This window comes from Streptomyces sp. NPDC002838 (genome assembly GCF_040295365.1).
GTDB lineage: Bacteria > Actinomycetota > Actinomycetes > Streptomycetales > Streptomycetaceae > Streptomyces.
In genome coordinates, this window is record NZ_JBEOVF010000027.1 from 71498 (window position 1) to 85707 (window position 14210).

Genomic DNA, 14210 nt, shown 5'->3' on the forward strand with positions numbered 1-14210 from the left:
GAACGGGCGCGGCGGGCGTCGCCCTGATGCTCGGCGGGGCGGGTGTCCTGCTCACTGTGGCCGCGGGGCCCGCCCAGGCCGCCGAGGTGTCGTACGCCACCCGGTGCGTCCCGCCCCCGGCGTCCGGTCTCGGACCCGTCGACGGCACGACCAAGGTGGAGATCACCGCGCCGGCCACCGCGAAGGTGGGCGAGGAGGTGGAGGTGGTGTGGAAGTTCCTCCAGGCCGCCTCGAAGAACCCCGACCTGATCGACCTGCCGGCGAACTCGGTCCAGCCGTCCGGCACGTTGAAGGCGGCCGGAGCGCAGACCGCCGCCGTCGCGATGCAGGGGCCGCGGGAGAACCCCGCGATCCCCAAGGGCGGCGCCATGGTGCTGTCCGACATGAAGGGCAAGCTGAAGCTGACGGCGCCCGGGCAGGTGACGCTGACGCCGGACGCGTACGACATCAACGTCATGTCGACGGACACGAAGTGCGCGCCTACAGGGGCCGTGCAGACGGCGGCGACCATCGACGTGACGGCGGGGGACGGGACGTCCACATCCACACCCACGTCCACGTCCTCGCCGAGCGAGTCCCCCGACCCGACGGGCACGCCTGGCACGCCGAGCGCGTCGGCGAGTGAGAGCGGGGGGAGCGGGGGGAGCGGGGGCTCGGACACGGGCGGTACCGGAGGCGGGGGTGGGCAGACGGACTTCACCGGCAAGGAGGTCCAGGTGCCGTACGCCTGCAAGACGCCCATCGGGGACAAGAACGCGACCTCGCCGGTGCAGATCAACGCCAAGAAGAACGGCGGGAGTTTCGATCTCACGGTGCGGTTCGGGGCGTCGGTGATGGACAGCCCGGCCGACATTCCCAAGGGCTCGGTGAAGCCGTCGATGGAGGTGGTCCTGGGCGGCGCCGACAAGGGCACGGTGCGTGTGGAGGGCCCGGTGAACGACGAGGCCATCAAGTCCGGGGACCCGATCGAGATCCCGGACCTGACGGGTACGTACAAGCCGGGCGCGAGCGGCAGGTCGACGCTGTCGCCGGGTGTCCTGACGGTCGAGGCCCTCGGCACGACCACGACCTGCACCCCGACCAAGTCGGAGGCGTCCCTCACCCTGGACACCGCGGAACAGGCGAGCGGCGCGTCCGGCGGTTCCGCCGGGTCGGGCACATCGGGCGGATCGGGAGGCTCATCGACGTCCGGCGGCCTGGCAGCGACCGGCGCCGAGGACGACGGCACTCTGAAGGCCCTGGGCCTGGTGGCCGGGACGGCGGTCCTGCTGGGCGGGGCGGTGTTCGCGTTCATGCCGGGACGGAGGATGCGCTAGCCCACCCGGGGGCGTGGGGCTGTATCGGTTTGCGGCTCCGTCGCGCGAGCGGGCGGCGAGCAGGCCGGCCCCCGGCTTCGACCTGCGCGCGACCAGTCGCGGACAAGCCGCACCCGCGGACGCGAGCCCGTCCCACGGCGCACCGGCGAGCCGCCCCGAAAGACACGGAGGCCGCTGCAACCCACGCGGATTTGCAGCGGCCCCCGTCGGCCCGGCCCGGTCGGCAGGTGCTAGCGGACGCTGCCCATGAGCTCCTTGACCTTGTTGCGGTACTTCCACACCGCGACACCGGCGATCACGGCGAGCGTGGCCTCCAGGGCCACGATGCCCGTCTTGTTCAGGTCGACGCCGGCGATGGAGAGCAGGCCGGTCGTGGCGTCGCCGGCGGTGACGGCGAGGAACCAGACGCCCATCATCTGCGAGGCGTACTTCGCGGGCGCCATCTTGGTGGTGACCGACAGGCCGACCGGGGAGAGCAGCAGCTCACCGACGGTCTGGACGAAGTAGATCGCCACCAGCCACAGCGCGGCCGCCTTGTGACCGCCCTCGGCGATCGACAGCGGGGCCAGGAAGAGGAAGAAGGACGCGCCGACCAGCACCAGGCCCGAGGCGAACTTCACGATCGTGCTCGGCTCCTTGCCGCGCCGGTTCAGCGCGAGCCAGAACCAGGCGAAGACCGGGGCCAGCGCCATGATCAGCACCGGGTTGACCGACTGGTACCAGGAGACCGGGAACTTCCAGCCGAGGACGCTGTTCTCGGCGGAGGACTCGGCGAAGATCGACAAGGTCGAGCCGCCCTGGTCGTAGATCATCCAGAACACGGCCGCGGCGACGAAGAACCAGATGTACGCGGACATCTTCGACTGTTCGGCGCGGTCCAGCTCCTTGTCGCGCTTGATCCGCACCAGCACCATCAGCGGGATGATCAGGCCGAGCAGGGTCAGCGGGACCAGGATCCAGTTCAGCGTGTAGTGGCCGGAGAAGCCGACGATCGCGTAGGCGACGACGGCGATGCCGGCCCAGATCGCGGCCATGCGCAGCGTCGAGGCCTTCTCGGCGGCGGACAGCGGCTTCGGTACGACGCTGGAGCGGGCGTTCAGGTGCCGGCTGCCGATCAGGAACTGGGTGAGGCCCAGCGCCATGCCGAGCGCGGCGAGGGCGAAGCCCAGGTGCCAGTCGACGTTCTCCCCGACGGTGCCGATGACCAGCGGCGCCGCGAAGGCACCGAGGTTGATGCCCATGTAGAAGACGGTGAAGCCACCGTCACGACGCGGGTCGTCCGGGCCGGAGTAGAGGTGGCCGACCATCGTGGAGATGTTGGCCTTCAGCAGACCCGAGCCGATCGCGACCAGACCGAGGCCGGCGTAGAAGGTGCCGGAGGACGGCAGGGCCAGCGTGAGATGGCCGAGCATGATCACCGCACCGGCCACGGCGACGGTCTTGCGCGGCCCCCAGACCCGGTCGCCGAACCAGCCGCCCGGCATGGCGAGCAGGTACACCAGCGACACGTACACCGAGTAGATCGCGGTCGCCGTGCCCGCGTTCAGGTGCAGGCCGCCCGGAGCCACCAGGTACAGCGGGAGAAGAGCCCTCATGCCGTAGTAGGAGAATCGCTCCCACATCTCGGTCATGAAGAGAGTGGCCAGTCCGCGGGGGTGGCCGAAGAAGGCGGTCTCGGAGCCGGGGGTGTCCGGGGTGACCGAGCCCTTCGTCAGGCTGGACGCCATGGTCGATCCTTGCTGGTCGGTGGGGGCAGCCCGCACACAAAAGAGACCTCCAGTGGCGAATCGCCACCAAAGGTCCCTGTGGTGCTACAGGCGTTCTTTCACCATACGGCAAAGTAATGTCGGAAATGAAAGCGCTTGAGACGGGAATCACAGGAAGTGAAGGAACTGTGCGCCTACTTTCAAAGGCTCCTCCTGGATTCCCACCCCACAGTCATAGGCTCATACCCGAGTAAGAGAGTCCGCTCGGTCCGGCATGTCCAAAGGTAAGAATCACGCTTCCGGATCACACTCCAGCTCTTGTCATAGGCGGACTACCATCACCTCATGACCCGTGTACTGCTCGCCGAGGACGATGCGTCCATCTCGGAGCCGCTGGCCCGCGCCCTGCGCCGGGAAGGGTACGAGGTCGAGGTGCGTGAGGACGGACCCACCGCACTCGACGCCGGAATCCAGGGCGGCATCGACCTGGTCGTGCTCGACCTGGGTCTGCCCGGCATGGACGGCCTGGAGGTGGCCCGTCGGCTGCGCGCCGAAGGCCACACCATCCCGATCCTCATCCTGACCGCGCGCGCCGACGAGGTGGACACCGTCGTCGGCCTGGACGCGGGCGCCGACGACTACGTCACCAAGCCCTTCCGGCTCGCCGAGCTGCTCGCCCGCGTCCGGGCCCTGCTGCGGCGCGGCGCCGCGGAGCCGGCGCAGCCGCCCGCGACGCACGGCGTGCGCATCGACGTCGAGTCGCATCGGGCGTGGATGGGTGACGAGGAGCTTCAGCTCACCGCCAAGGAATTCGATCTGCTGCGGGTTCTTGTGCGGGATGCCGGGCGGGTGGTCACGCGTGACCAGCTGATGCGGGAGGTCTGGGACACGACGTGGTGGTCGTCGACCAAGACGCTGGACATGCATATCTCCTGGCTGCGGAAGAAGCTGGGGGACGACGCGGCTAATCCTCGGTACATCGCCACTGTGCGTGGGGTGGGGTTCCGCTTCGAGAAGAGCTAGCGCCGTCCTGGCTTGGGTGGGTTCGCGGGTGCGGGCCGTGTGTGGCTGGTCGCGCAGTTCCCCGCGCCCCTTGAGGCGTCGTCCACACTGGTCGTTGTAAAGCCACTGCCCGGAGGGCCCCCGTGCGTCGCCGTCTCATCCAGTCCACCCTCGCTGTCGTGCTCGTGGTCATCGCTGTCTTCGGTGTCTCCCTCGTCATCGTCGAGACCCGCACCATCAGCAACAGCGCCCAGGAACGCGTGGACCTGGAGGCCGCGCGGCTGGCCAGCATCGTGGACAGCCGGCTTCTCGGTGCGGGGACCGTCGACGCCGAGGTTCTCCAGGACCAGGTCACGAGCGAGCGGTTCGCCGTGATCCGGATTCCGGGGGAGCCGCCCATCGAGGTCGGCTCCCGACCCAGCGGTGACGTCATTCGCGGCGAGGCCAAGGGTGAGCAGGGCGAGACGGTCGTCATCGAGGAGCCGCGCTCCTCGGTGACCCGCGAGGTCGGCCGTACGCTGCTGATCATCGGGCTGGTGGCGCTGCTCGCGGTGATCGCCGCGGTGCTGCTGGCGATCCGCCAGGCCAACCGGCTCGCCTCCCCGCTCACCGACCTCGCGGAGACCGCCGAGCGCCTCGGCTCGGGCGACCCGCGCCCCCGGCACAAGCGCTACGGCGTCCCCGAGCTGGACCGGGTCGCCGACGTCCTGGACTCCTCCGCCGAGCGCATCGCCCGCATGCTCACCGCGGAACGCCGGCTCGCCGCCGACGCCTCCCACCAGCTGCGTACGCCCCTCACCGCCCTGTCCATGCGGCTGGAGGAGATCACCCTCACCGATGACCCGGACACGGTGAAGGAGGAGGCCACCATCGCGCTGACCCAGGTGGAGCGCCTGACGGACGTGGTCGAGCGGCTGCTGACGAACTCCCGCGACCCTCGCACCGGCTCCGCCGTCACCTTCGACCTCGACGAGGTCATCCAGCAGCAGCTCGCCGAGTGGCGCCCCGCCTACCGCAACGTGGGCCGGGCCATCGTGAGCTCCGGCAAACGGCACCTGGAGGCGGTCGGCACGCCGGGGGCGGTCGCGCAGGTGCTGGCCGCGCTGATCGAGAACTCCCTCATGCACGGCGGCGGCACGGTCGCGCTGCGCACCCGCGTCACCGGCAACCAGGCCGTCATCGAGATCACGGACGAGGGGCCCGGCGTTCCCGCCGACCTCGGGGCACGGATCTTCGAGCGCGCGATCAGCGGCCGCAACTCCACGGGCATCGGCCTGGCGGTGGCCCGTGACCTCGCGGAGGCCGACGGGGGACGCCTGGAGATGCTCCAGGCCCAGCCGCCGGTGTTCGGACTGTTCCTGTCGCGCACGCCGGTGAGGACGTCGTCGGCGGAGAGCTCGGAGCCGACGGTCCGCTGACCGATCGCCGACCGATCGCCGACCGCCCGCTACGGCACGCGCTGCTTGGGGCGCGGCTTCTTCGCCTGCGCCTCCAGGATCGACTCCGCGCTCGCCACCGCCTCCTTGGCCGGCAGCGCGCGGAACACCCACGTGCGGTACGACCAGAAGCGGAACAGCGTCGCGACGCCGATGCCGACGAACTTGAAGATGTTGCTCTGCAGCGAGCTGTCCCAGCCGAAGCCGTACGTCGCCGTGTAGAGCACGCCGTTCTCGATCACCAGGCCGACCGCGCTGAACAGCAGGAACAGAGTGAGTTCCTTGGTGCGGCCGCTCTTGTCGCGGTCCCGGTAGGTGAAGTAGCGGAAGCCGAGGTAGTTGAAGACGATCGCGACGATCGTGGCTATGACACTCGCCCGCACCACCTGGAGGTCGGTCACATGCCGTACCAGGTTGAACACGAGGAGGTTGACCAGGACGCCCGCTCCGCCCACCGCACCGAACTTGGCGGCCTCGCGCGTCAGCCGGTCGAGCCGCTCCCGCGCCGCGGTGCGGGGTGCTTTGGGCACCGTACGGAGCCCTTTGGAACCATGTTCCATGCCTGTCCAGGCCCCCGTCCGGTCGGTTTCGTCAACCCAGCCATGCTAACCACCCCCCTTCCGTGATCGCCTGTGGACGGGCTCGCAGGTCCGCGAACACGGGCCCGGACGTCCGGAAAGACGGCCCCCGATGTCCGGAAAGGCGGGTCCGCGGCACGGGAAATCGGCCACTGTGGCGCGGCCGATACCCTAGGGGCGTGACGTTCCCGGTAGTCGGCATGGTCGGCGGGGGGCAGCTCGCTCGTATGACACACGAGGCGGGCATCCCGCTCGGCATCAGGTTCAAGCTCCTCAGTGACACCCCTCAGGATTCCGCGGCGCAGGTGGTGAGCGATGTCGTCATAGGCGACTATCGCGACCTCGGCACGCTGCGCGAGTTCGCGAGGGGCTGCGACGTGATCACCTTCGATCACGAACATGTACCCACCGAGCACCTTCGGGCGCTGGAGGCGGAGGGCATACCCGTCCGCCCCGGCCCGGACGCGCTCGTGCACGCCCAGGACAAGGGCGTGATGCGCGCGAAGCTCGACGCGATCGGGGTGCCGTGCCCGCGGCACCGCATCGTGAGCGACCCGGCCGACGTCGCCGCGTTCGCGGCCGAGGGCGACGGCTTCCCCGTCGTTCTGAAGACCGTCCGCGGCGGCTACGACGGCAAGGGCGTGTGGGTCGTCGACAACGTGGCGGAGGCCGAGGACCCCTTCCGCGCCGGCGTGTCCGTGCTCGCCGAGGAGAAGGTCGACTTCGTCCGGGAGCTGGCCGCCAACGTCGTACGCTCCCCGCACGGCCAGGCCGTCGCCTACCCCGTCGTCGAGTCTCAGCAGGTGGGCGGCGTCTGCGACACGGTCATAGCGCCCGCCCCCGACCTCGACCAGGACCTGGCGCTCAGGGCCGAGCAGATGGCTCTGACCATCGCCAAGGAGCTGGGCGTCGTCGGCCACCTCGCCGTGGAGCTGTTCCAGACCCGCGACGGCCGCATCCTCGTCAACGAGCTCGCCATGCGCCCGCACAACTCCGGCCACTGGACCCAGGACGGCGCGATCACGTCCCAGTTCGCCAACCACGTCCGGGCCGTGCTCGACCTGCCCCTCGGCGACCCGCGCCCGCGTGAGCGGTGGACGGTCATGGTCAACGTCCTCGGCGGCGACTTCCCGGACATGTACTCCGCGTACCTGCACTGCATGGCCCGCGACCCTCAGCTGAAGATCCACATGTACGGCAAGGACGTGAAGCCCGGCCGCAAGGTGGGCCACGTCAACACCTACGGCGACGACCTGGACGACGTGCTGGAGCGCGCCCGTCACGCTGCCGGCTACCTGAGAGGCACGATCACCGAATGAGCCCCGTTGTTGGCATCGTCATGGGGTCGGACTCCGACTGGCCCGTCATGGAGGCCGCCGCCAAGGCCCTCGACGAGTTCGAGATCGACTACGAGGTCGACGTCGTCTCCGCGCACCGCATGCCGCGCGAGATGATCACGTACGGCGAGCAGGCCGACGAGCGCGGCCTGAAGGTGATCATCGCGGGTGCGGGCGGCGCTGCCCACCTGCCCGGCATGCTCGCGTCCGTGACCCCGCTGCCGGTGATCGGCGTGCCCGTGCCCCTGAAGCACCTCGACGGCATGGACTCGCTCCTGTCCATCGTGCAGATGCCGGCCGGTGTCCCGGTCGCCACCGTCTCCGTCGCCGGCGCGCGCAACGCGGGCCTGCTCGCGGCCCGGATCCTGGCGGCGGGCGACGACGAACTCCTCGCCCGGATGCGGGAGTTCCAGCAAGAGCTGAACGACCAGGCCACCGAGAAGGGCAAGCGCCTGCGCGCCAAGGTCGAGGGGTCGGGCAACGGCTTCGGCTTCGGGAAGTGACGGCTGCCATGACCTCTGTGGAGGCAGCCCGGGAACTCCTCGCCGAGTTCCCGATCGTCGACGGCCACAACGACCTGCCCTGGGCGCTGCGCGAACAGGTCCGCTACGACCTCGACGCCCGCGACCTCGCCACCGACCAGAGCGCCCATCTGCACACCGACCTGGGGAGGTTGCGCGCGGGCGGCGTCGGCGCGCAGTACTGGTCGGTGTACGTGCGGGCGGATCTGCCGGACGCGGTGCCGGCCACGCTGGAACAGATCGACTGTGTACGGCAGTTGCTGGCACGCCACCCGAAGGACCTGCGCCCCGCGCTGACGGCGGCCGACATGGAGGCGGCGCGCGCGGAGGGCCGTATCGCCTCGTTGATGGGCGCGGAGGGCGGCCACTCCATCGCCGACTCCCTCGCCACACTACGGGCGTTGTACGCCCTCGGCGTCCGCTACATGACCCTCACCCACAACGACAACGTGGCCTGGGCGGACTCCGCGACCGACAAGCCGGGCGTCGGCGGCCTGTCGGCCTTCGGCCGTGAGGTCGTGCGGGAGATGAACCGGGAGGGCATGCTGGTCGACCTCTCGCACGTGGCGGCGACGACGATGCGGGACGCGCTGGACGCGACGAGCGCCCCGGTGATCTTCTCCCACTCCTCCTCGCGGGTCGTCTGCGACCACCCGCGCAACATCCCGGACGACGTCCTGGAACGCCTCCCCGCGAACGGCGGCGTCGCGATGGTCACGTTCGTCCCGAAGTTCGTGCTCCAGGCGGCGGTCGACTGGACGGCGGCGGCCGACGAGAACATGCGCGCGCACGGCTTCCACCACCTCGCCACGACCCCCGAGGCGATGAAGGTGCACCGCGCCTTCGAGGAGCGGCACCCGCGCCCGGTCGCGACGGTCTCGACGGTGGCCGACCACCTGGGCCACATGCGCGAGGTGGCCGGCATCGACCACCTCGGCATCGGCGGCGACTACGACGGCACGGCCTTCACCCCGGACGGCCTGGGCGACGTCTCCGGCTACCCGAACCTGATCGCGGAACTCCTGGACCGAGGCTGGTCCAAGCCCGACCTGGCCAAGCTGACCTGGCAGAACGCGGTACGGGTCCTGGGTGCGGCGGAGGACGTGGCCCGCGACCTTCAGACGACGCGGGGGCCGTCCAACGCGACGATCGAGTCACTGGACGGCTGATCACCCAGGGCGGGGTAGTCGGTGTAGCCGACGGCCCCGCCCGTGTACATCATGTACCGGTCCCGCACCTGGTTGAGCGGCGCGCCGAGACGCAGGCGCTCCATCAGGTCGGGGTTGGCGAGGAACGGGCGGCCCAGCGCGATCAGGTCGGCGCCCGCGGCCAGCAGACGACCGGACGCGTGGCCGACCGTGGCCACCGACAGTTCGTCGGGCAGCACCGGGTTGGCGATGAGCGTGCCCGGCCACTGAGCGCGGATCCGCCGGAACAGGGGCGCGTCCGGGTCGGCGTGCACGATGTGCAGATAGGCGAGCCCCAGATCCCCGAGCGCCGCGATCAGCGCGAGGTGGACGGCGTCGGTGTCGCCCTCCTCGATCTGGATGCCGTTGACCGTGTTCGCGGGGGAGATGCGCACCCCCACGCGGTCGGGCCCGATCGCCTCGGCGACCGCCCGCACCACCTCCACCACGAACCGGATCCGCCCGGCCACCGAGCCGCCGTAGGCGTCCGTGCGGCGGTTGGTGTTGCGGGCCAGGAACTGGTGAAGGAGATGACCGTTCGCGGAGTGCACCTCCACTCCCTCGAAGCCGGCGTCCAGGGCGTTCCGGGCGGCGGTCGCGAAGTCGGCGACCGTGGAGCGGATGTCGTCGAGGGTCATCTGCCTCGGGACCACGGCCGGCTGATGACCGTCCGGCGTGAAGATCGTCTCCGGGAGCGGTAGCGGCGACGGCGCGACCGGGGTGTGCCCGCTGGTCGCGGGATGGCCCACCCGGCCCCCGTGCTGGAGTTGCAGGAACATCCGGCCGCCCGCCGACCGCACCGCGTCGGTGACGCGTCGCCAGCCGGTCACGTGTGCCGGGGTGTGGATCGCGGTGATGTTCGGGTACGTCTGCCCGACCGCGTTCGGCGTCGATGCCTCGGCGATGATCAGGCCGGCGGAGGCGCGCTGGGTGTAGTAGGTGGCCATGAGCGGCGTTGGAGTGCCGTCGGTCGCTGCCCTGTTCCGGGTGAGGGGGGCCATGACCAGACAGCTGGGGAGATCCAGGCAACCGAGGGGGACGGGTTCGAAGAAGCCTGTTGTCTGTGTCTCTGTTACCTGCGTCTTCGTTGTCTGCGTCATGACCGCACGGTAGAACTTCACATCAGTGTCAGATTCAAGCCCGCGAACCGGAGGCCATCGTGCGGATCGGCGAACTGGCCCGGCGCACCGGTGTGAGCGAGCGGTCGCTGCGTTACTACGAGCAGCAGGGGCTGCTGGTGGCCGACCGTACGCCCGGTGGACACCGCGACTACCCGGAGGCCGCCGTCGACCGGGTCATCCGGATCCAGGAGCTGTTCGCCGCCGGGCTGCACAGCAGCAAGATCGCGCAGTTGCTGCCCTGCATGCGGGACGCCGACGGCGGTCCGTCCACCGTCGCCACGCCGAAACTCGTCGCCGACCTCACCGAGGAACGCGCCCGTATCGACCGGATGATCGCTGACCTGATGCGGTCCCGGGACGCCCTCGACGAGGTGATCGACGCGGCGCAGGGTCGCTGAACCGGCCTACCCCCGAACGCCCCGCCCACCAGGCAGGCCCTCCGGGCCCCGTGCGACGGTGACCGTACTTCGGATCACGACGTACGGAGCCCCGTCATGGCAGACCTCCAGGACGACCTGCACACCACCCCCGAGGCCGAAGAGCTCGACGACCTGCCGGAGCCCCTGCCCGCCGACCTCTTCCCGACAGCCCCTGTCGCCGACCCGGACGCCTCCCCACTGGAACGGGCCCGCGCCATCCTGGCCGCCTACCCCGTCGCCGACGGCTACAGCGGGCTGCCCTGGGCCCTGCGGCACCTGCCCTGGTTCGACCTGGAGCTCGGTGAGAGCGCCGTCGACACGGACGTACCGCGGCTGCGCGAGGGTCACGTCGGTGCGCTGCTGTCGTCTCTGCACCTGCCCGAGGGGCTCGCCGGCGACCGGGCCGTCGGTGCCACGCTGGAGCAGCTGGACCTGGTGAAGACGGTCGTGCGCACGCACCCCGAGGGGCTGCGCCTCGCCTACTCCGCCGGCCAGACCACCGACGTACGCAACTGCGGCCGCGTCGCCGTCCTGCTCGGCCCCGCCGGAGCCGCCGCCCTCGGCGACTCCCTCGGCATCCTGCGCTCCTTGCACGCCCTCGGCCTGCGCGTCCTCACCCTGTCGGGCGTGTCCTGGGCGAGTGAGGCCGGGCTGACCCGCTTCGGCGAGGAGGTCCTGAGGGAGATGAACCGGCTCGGCGTCCTCGCCGATCTCTCCGGCACCTCCGCGGAGACGATCCGCCGGACGCTCGCGGTCTCCAAGGCGCCGGTGCTGTGCACCCGCTCCGCCGCCCGCGCCCTGCGCCCCCACCCGTCGAACCTCCCTGACGACCTGCTCGCCGAGCTGGGCCAGGCCAAGGGCCTGTGCATGGTGCCGCTGACCGCCGAGCAGACCGGCGCGACCGTCCGGGACGTCGCCGACCACCTCGATCACGTACGCGCGGTCGCGGGCCCGGAGTGTGTGGGCCTGTCCGGCACCTACGACGCCGGCACCGCCCACCCTCAGGAGCTCGGCGACGCCTCCTGCTACCCGAACCTCGTCGCCGAGCTGCTGCACCGCGGCTGGACCGACGTCGACATCGCCCAGCTGACCTGGGCCAACGTCCAGCGCGTCCTGCGCGAGGCCGACTTCACCGCCCGCGCGGCCCAGCAGCGCCGGGAGCCGTCCACGGCGAAGATCGCGGAGCTCGACGGGTAGACAGCCCCAGGGGACCTAGAGCGGGTCGATCCGGCAGAGGCAGAACGGGTGGCCCGCCGGATCGGCGTACACCTGGAAGTCCTTCTTCTCCCGGTCCTCCAGGTCCAGCGGGCGCGCGCCCAGCGCCAGGACCTTCTCGTGGGCCGCGTCGATCTCCTCCCACGTGGTTCCGGCGTCGAAGTCGATGTGGAACTGCTGCGAGTTCCGGTCGGCGCGCGGCCACTCCGGTGGGGTGAAGCCCGGCGCCCGCTGGAAGGCGAGCCGGGGCCCGTCCGGAATCCGCAGGACGACCCAGTCGTCGTCCTCGGCCTCGGGCGTGCCGCCGCCGACCTGCGCGTAGAAGGCGGCGAGTGCGGGCGGGTCGGGACAGTCGAGGACGACGGAACGGAAACGTGCCACGCGTGCCATGGGATCCTCCCGAATCAGCGGACGGTCGACAGACGGTCGGTGGGTGATCAGCCGGCGCACAGACAGAACGGGTGCCCCGCCGGGTCCGCGTAAATCCGGAAGGTCCGCGAGCGGTCCTCCGTGTCCAGCGGCTTCGCGCCCAGCGCGAGCACCTCCTTCTCGGCCGCGTCCAGGTCCGCCACGTCCAGATCCAGATGGAACTGCTGCGAGTGGTCGGGTGAGGGCCACTTCGGCGGTACGAACCCGGGGGCGGCCTGGAACGCCAACGTCTGGCCGTCGGGCAGCTTCAGGTCCACCCACTCTCCCTCGTCCTCGACGGTGCCGCCGAGCACATCGGCGTAGAAGCCGGCGAGGGCGCGAGGGTCGGGACAGTCCAGGACGACGGAACCCAGCTTGGCGAGAGCCATGACTTCCTCCTCGAAGTCGTCGGTTACCTGTAGATGCGGGTAACCAGTAACGGTTACTGCATGCTCCCGCATTGGGGGTAACGTCGCAAGGGAATTCGGAGGTGGCGCACAGACATGAGCGAGAGATCGCCGGCCCCGGGAGCCCTCGCCCTGGTCGAGTCCCTGGTGAACACGCTGGACGTCGAGTCGGGCGCCGACGCGCTCGACACGGCGGACGGCCGGGCGCCTTTCGGGCTGGCGGAGGACGAGGTCCCGGCCGCCCGGGAGCTGCGCGAGTCGCTGCGCGCGACCCTGCTCGCGCACGCGGGCCACCCGCCGCACCGGGCGGTCACCCCGCTGGGGGAGCTGCTGACGGCGGCTCCGCTGCTGGTGAGGGTCGACGCGGGCGACGGATCGGCCGCCCTCGCCCCCGCCGACGAGGGCCCTCTGCTCTCCCGCGTCGCCGCCGCCGTCGCCGAGGCGCTGGTCGCGGGCACCTGGTCACGCCTGAAGGCCTGCGAGGCCGCCGACTGCTACTGGGCGTACTACGACCGCAGCCCGGCCGGCCGCGGCCGCTGGTGCTCGATGCGGGTCTGCGGGTCCCGCGCGAAGATGCGCCGCTACCGGGCGAAGGACTGACCCACGCCTCCTCCTTCCCGTGCCAACTCCCACGCGGACTCCCATATGGCGCCGCCGCCCGGGAGCCGACCAGCAGCAGGCACAGCACCGCGACACCGGCGACGATGCCGGCCAGGACGAGGAGCGGATCGAGCGGGCGGGCCGTGGAGGCGGTGGTCTGCGTCGGGGCATCTGCGATGCCTGAGGTGACGGAGACGCCTGCGGTGCCTGCGGTACGGCCGCGTCGGGGGCGGTCGCGGACGGCGACGAGGACGGCGTACGCGTCGCCGGTCGCCTGTCCGCCCGCCGTGGCGCCCTCACGCGAACTCCGCCGCTACGAGCAGCCGCAGCCGGGTGGCCGGGCGCCGCCACGGCAGCCGGAACCCGGTGGCGCGGCGCAGCAGCCGGGCGGTCCCCACGACGAGCAGCCGGTCGTCGGTGCGGTCGACCACGCGGAGGTGGAGCAGGGCGGGGAAGGCGGTGCCGTTCAGGTGGAGGTCGGCGGTGAGATGGAGACGGCCGCCGGTCTCGGCGACGTCGACGCGCTCGGAGCCGAGCGCGGCCTTCAGGGGCCTGCCGTCGAACTCGTAGCGGAAGAAGGGCTCTGCGGCGTCGTCGGGCACCGTGAGGGAGGCGTCGGCGAGGCGGACCCGACGGCGCAGGGTCGGCAACGGGCCGTATCAGGCGGTGAGTTCGACGAGGGAGCGGCCGGGGGCCACGGAGTACCGGCCGGGCAGGGGCAGTTGACCGAGCAAGTTCTGGGACTCGGGCGGGGGCGGGACGGTGGGCAGGGTGACGGTCGTCATCCCGGTCTCCTTGGAATGCGGTTCCCGAAGCGTGGCGATGGTGTGGAGAATGGAGCGGGTGCCGCTCCGGCCGGCTGAGCCCCGGCCGGAGCGGCGTCCACCTCTGCCGCGGGCCGCGTCAGCAGTTGTCGGTGAGGAAGTCCGTGGTGGGCGTGAGCATCTGCCCGGCCCA

At 71.0% G+C, this 14210-nt stretch carries 17 protein-coding genes; 10 read left to right on the forward strand and 7 right to left on the reverse strand.

The window, feature by feature from the left end:
- Positions 1–26: 26 nt before the first annotated feature.
- Positions 27–1316: a hypothetical protein gene (locus tag ABT063_RS30025; RefSeq protein ID WP_351062654.1), complete on the forward strand. Its 1290-nt coding sequence runs from the start codon at positions 27–29 to the stop codon at positions 1314–1316.
- 230 nt (positions 1317–1546) lie between these two features.
- Here ABT063_RS30025 and ABT063_RS30030 read toward each other — a convergent pair whose 3' ends face one another.
- Entirely contained in the window at positions 1547–3043 is a 1497-nt protein-coding gene (locus tag ABT063_RS30030; protein ID WP_351062553.1) for an oligopeptide:H+ symporter, read from the reverse strand.
- Between the two features lie 324 nt (positions 3044–3367).
- On the opposite strand from ABT063_RS30030, the gene ABT063_RS30035 reads away from it, so the two are divergent.
- Positions 3368–4045, forward strand: coding sequence for a response regulator transcription factor (locus ABT063_RS30035; protein ID WP_351062555.1), 678 nt, complete (start codon positions 3368–3370; stop codon positions 4043–4045).
- Between the two features lie 122 nt (positions 4046–4167).
- Positions 4168–5442: a sensor histidine kinase gene (locus tag ABT063_RS30040; RefSeq protein WP_351062557.1), complete on the forward strand. Its 1275-nt coding sequence runs from the start codon at positions 4168–4170 to the stop codon at positions 5440–5442.
- A 29-nt stretch (positions 5443–5471) separates the two neighbouring features.
- Here the strand turns inward: ABT063_RS30040 and ABT063_RS30045 are convergent, their stop codons facing one another.
- A complete protein-coding gene (locus tag ABT063_RS30045) occupies positions 5472–6020 on the reverse strand; it encodes a GtrA family protein (protein ID WP_351062559.1) in 549 nt (182 codons plus the stop codon).
- Positions 6021–6217: 197 nt separating this feature from the next.
- Between ABT063_RS30045 and ABT063_RS30050 the strand changes: the two genes are divergently transcribed.
- Genes ABT063_RS30050 through ABT063_RS30060 form a run of 3 tightly spaced genes read left to right on the forward strand, consistent with a single transcriptional unit; the run spans position 6218 to position 9065 of the window.
- On the forward strand, positions 6218–7357 hold the full coding sequence (locus tag ABT063_RS30050; protein ID WP_351062561.1) for a 5-(carboxyamino)imidazole ribonucleotide synthase: 1140 nt from the start codon (positions 6218–6220) through the stop codon (positions 7355–7357).
- Positions 7354–7878, forward strand: coding sequence for a 5-(carboxyamino)imidazole ribonucleotide mutase (gene purE, locus ABT063_RS30055; RefSeq protein WP_351062563.1), 525 nt, complete (start codon positions 7354–7356; stop codon positions 7876–7878). Before ABT063_RS30050 ends, purE begins: the two co-directional genes overlap by 4 nt.
- Before the next feature lie 8 nt (positions 7879–7886).
- A complete protein-coding gene (locus ABT063_RS30060) occupies positions 7887–9065 on the forward strand; it encodes a dipeptidase (protein WP_351062565.1) in 1179 nt (392 codons plus the stop codon).
- On the opposite strand, the gene ABT063_RS30065 is transcribed toward ABT063_RS30060, so the two are convergent.
- A complete protein-coding gene (locus tag ABT063_RS30065; RefSeq protein ID WP_351062567.1) occupies positions 9014–10183 on the reverse strand; it encodes an alkene reductase in 1170 nt (389 codons plus the stop codon). The two genes, ABT063_RS30060 and ABT063_RS30065, sit on opposite strands and share 52 nt — an antisense overlap.
- A gap of 59 nt (positions 10184–10242) precedes the next feature.
- Here ABT063_RS30065 and ABT063_RS30070 point away from each other — a divergent pair, with 59 nt between their 5' ends.
- Positions 10243–10602, forward strand: a complete 360-nt coding sequence (locus ABT063_RS30070; protein WP_351062568.1) for a MerR family transcriptional regulator — start codon at positions 10243–10245, stop codon at positions 10600–10602.
- 96 nt (positions 10603–10698) lie between these two features.
- A complete protein-coding gene (locus ABT063_RS30075) occupies positions 10699–11820 on the forward strand; it encodes a dipeptidase (RefSeq protein ID WP_351062570.1) in 1122 nt (373 codons plus the stop codon).
- Positions 11821–11835: 15 nt separating this feature from the next.
- On the opposite strand, the gene ABT063_RS30080 is transcribed toward ABT063_RS30075, so the two are convergent.
- Both ABT063_RS30080 and ABT063_RS30085 read right to left on the reverse strand, forming a co-directional pair.
- Positions 11836–12228 (reverse strand): VOC family protein, encoded by a 393-nt coding sequence (locus tag ABT063_RS30080; protein ID WP_351062572.1) that lies wholly within the window; start codon positions 12226–12228, stop codon positions 11836–11838.
- A gap of 47 nt (positions 12229–12275) precedes the next feature.
- Entirely contained in the window at positions 12276–12635 is a 360-nt protein-coding gene (locus ABT063_RS30085; RefSeq protein ID WP_351062574.1) for a VOC family protein, read from the reverse strand.
- A gap of 114 nt (positions 12636–12749) precedes the next feature.
- Between ABT063_RS30085 and ABT063_RS30090 the strand changes: the two genes are divergently transcribed.
- Together ABT063_RS30090 and ABT063_RS30095 are read left to right on the forward strand one after the other, a co-directional pair.
- A complete protein-coding gene (locus ABT063_RS30090; protein WP_351062575.1) occupies positions 12750–13253 on the forward strand; it encodes a CGNR zinc finger domain-containing protein in 504 nt (167 codons plus the stop codon).
- 19 nt (positions 13254–13272) lie between these two features.
- On the forward strand, positions 13273–13437 hold the full coding sequence (locus tag ABT063_RS30095; RefSeq protein ID WP_351062577.1) for a hypothetical protein: 165 nt from the start codon (positions 13273–13275) through the stop codon (positions 13435–13437).
- A 112-nt stretch (positions 13438–13549) separates the two neighbouring features.
- On the opposite strand, the gene ABT063_RS30100 is transcribed toward ABT063_RS30095, so the two are convergent.
- Both ABT063_RS30100 and ABT063_RS30105 read right to left on the reverse strand, forming a co-directional pair.
- Complete coding sequence (locus tag ABT063_RS30100) at positions 13550–13903, reverse strand: hypothetical protein (protein ID WP_351062579.1); 354 nt, start codon at positions 13901–13903, stop codon at positions 13550–13552.
- A gap of 9 nt (positions 13904–13912) precedes the next feature.
- Positions 13913–14038 carry a hypothetical protein gene (locus tag ABT063_RS30105; protein WP_351062581.1) on the reverse strand — a complete coding sequence of 42 codons (126 nt, stop codon included), beginning with the start codon at positions 14036–14038 and terminating at the stop codon, positions 13913–13915.
- Positions 14039–14210: the final 172 nt, after the last annotated feature.

Bases quoted from the DNA above. Each gene is read 5' to 3' on its own strand.
- ABT063_RS30025 (WP_351062654.1), top strand. From the start codon at position 27: ATGCTCGGCGGGGCGGGTGTCCTGCTCACTGTGGCCGCGGGGCCCGCC.
- ABT063_RS30030 (WP_351062553.1), bottom strand. From the start codon at position 3,043: ATGGCGTCCAGCCTGACGAAGGGCTCGGTCACCCCGGACACCCCCGGC.
- ABT063_RS30035 (WP_351062555.1), top strand. From the start codon at position 3,368: ATGACCCGTGTACTGCTCGCCGAGGACGATGCGTCCATCTCGGAGCCG.
- ABT063_RS30045 (WP_351062559.1), bottom strand. From the start codon at position 6,020: ATGGAACATGGTTCCAAAGGGCTCCGTACGGTGCCCAAAGCACCCCGC.
- purE (WP_351062563.1), top strand. From the start codon at position 7,354: ATGAGCCCCGTTGTTGGCATCGTCATGGGGTCGGACTCCGACTGGCCC.
- ABT063_RS30060 (WP_351062565.1), top strand. From the start codon at position 7,887: ATGACCTCTGTGGAGGCAGCCCGGGAACTCCTCGCCGAGTTCCCGATC.
- ABT063_RS30065 (WP_351062567.1), bottom strand. From the start codon at position 10,183: ATGACGCAGACAACGAAGACGCAGGTAACAGAGACACAGACAACAGGC.
- ABT063_RS30075 (WP_351062570.1), top strand. From the start codon at position 10,699: ATGGCAGACCTCCAGGACGACCTGCACACCACCCCCGAGGCCGAAGAG.
- ABT063_RS30080 (WP_351062572.1), bottom strand. From the start codon at position 12,228: ATGGCACGCGTGGCACGTTTCCGTTCCGTCGTCCTCGACTGTCCCGAC.
- ABT063_RS30085 (WP_351062574.1), bottom strand. From the start codon at position 12,635: ATGGCTCTCGCCAAGCTGGGTTCCGTCGTCCTGGACTGTCCCGACCCT.
- ABT063_RS30090 (WP_351062575.1), top strand. From the start codon at position 12,750: ATGAGCGAGAGATCGCCGGCCCCGGGAGCCCTCGCCCTGGTCGAGTCC.
- ABT063_RS30105 (WP_351062581.1), bottom strand. From the start codon at position 14,038: ATGACGACCGTCACCCTGCCCACCGTCCCGCCCCCGCCCGAGTCCCAG.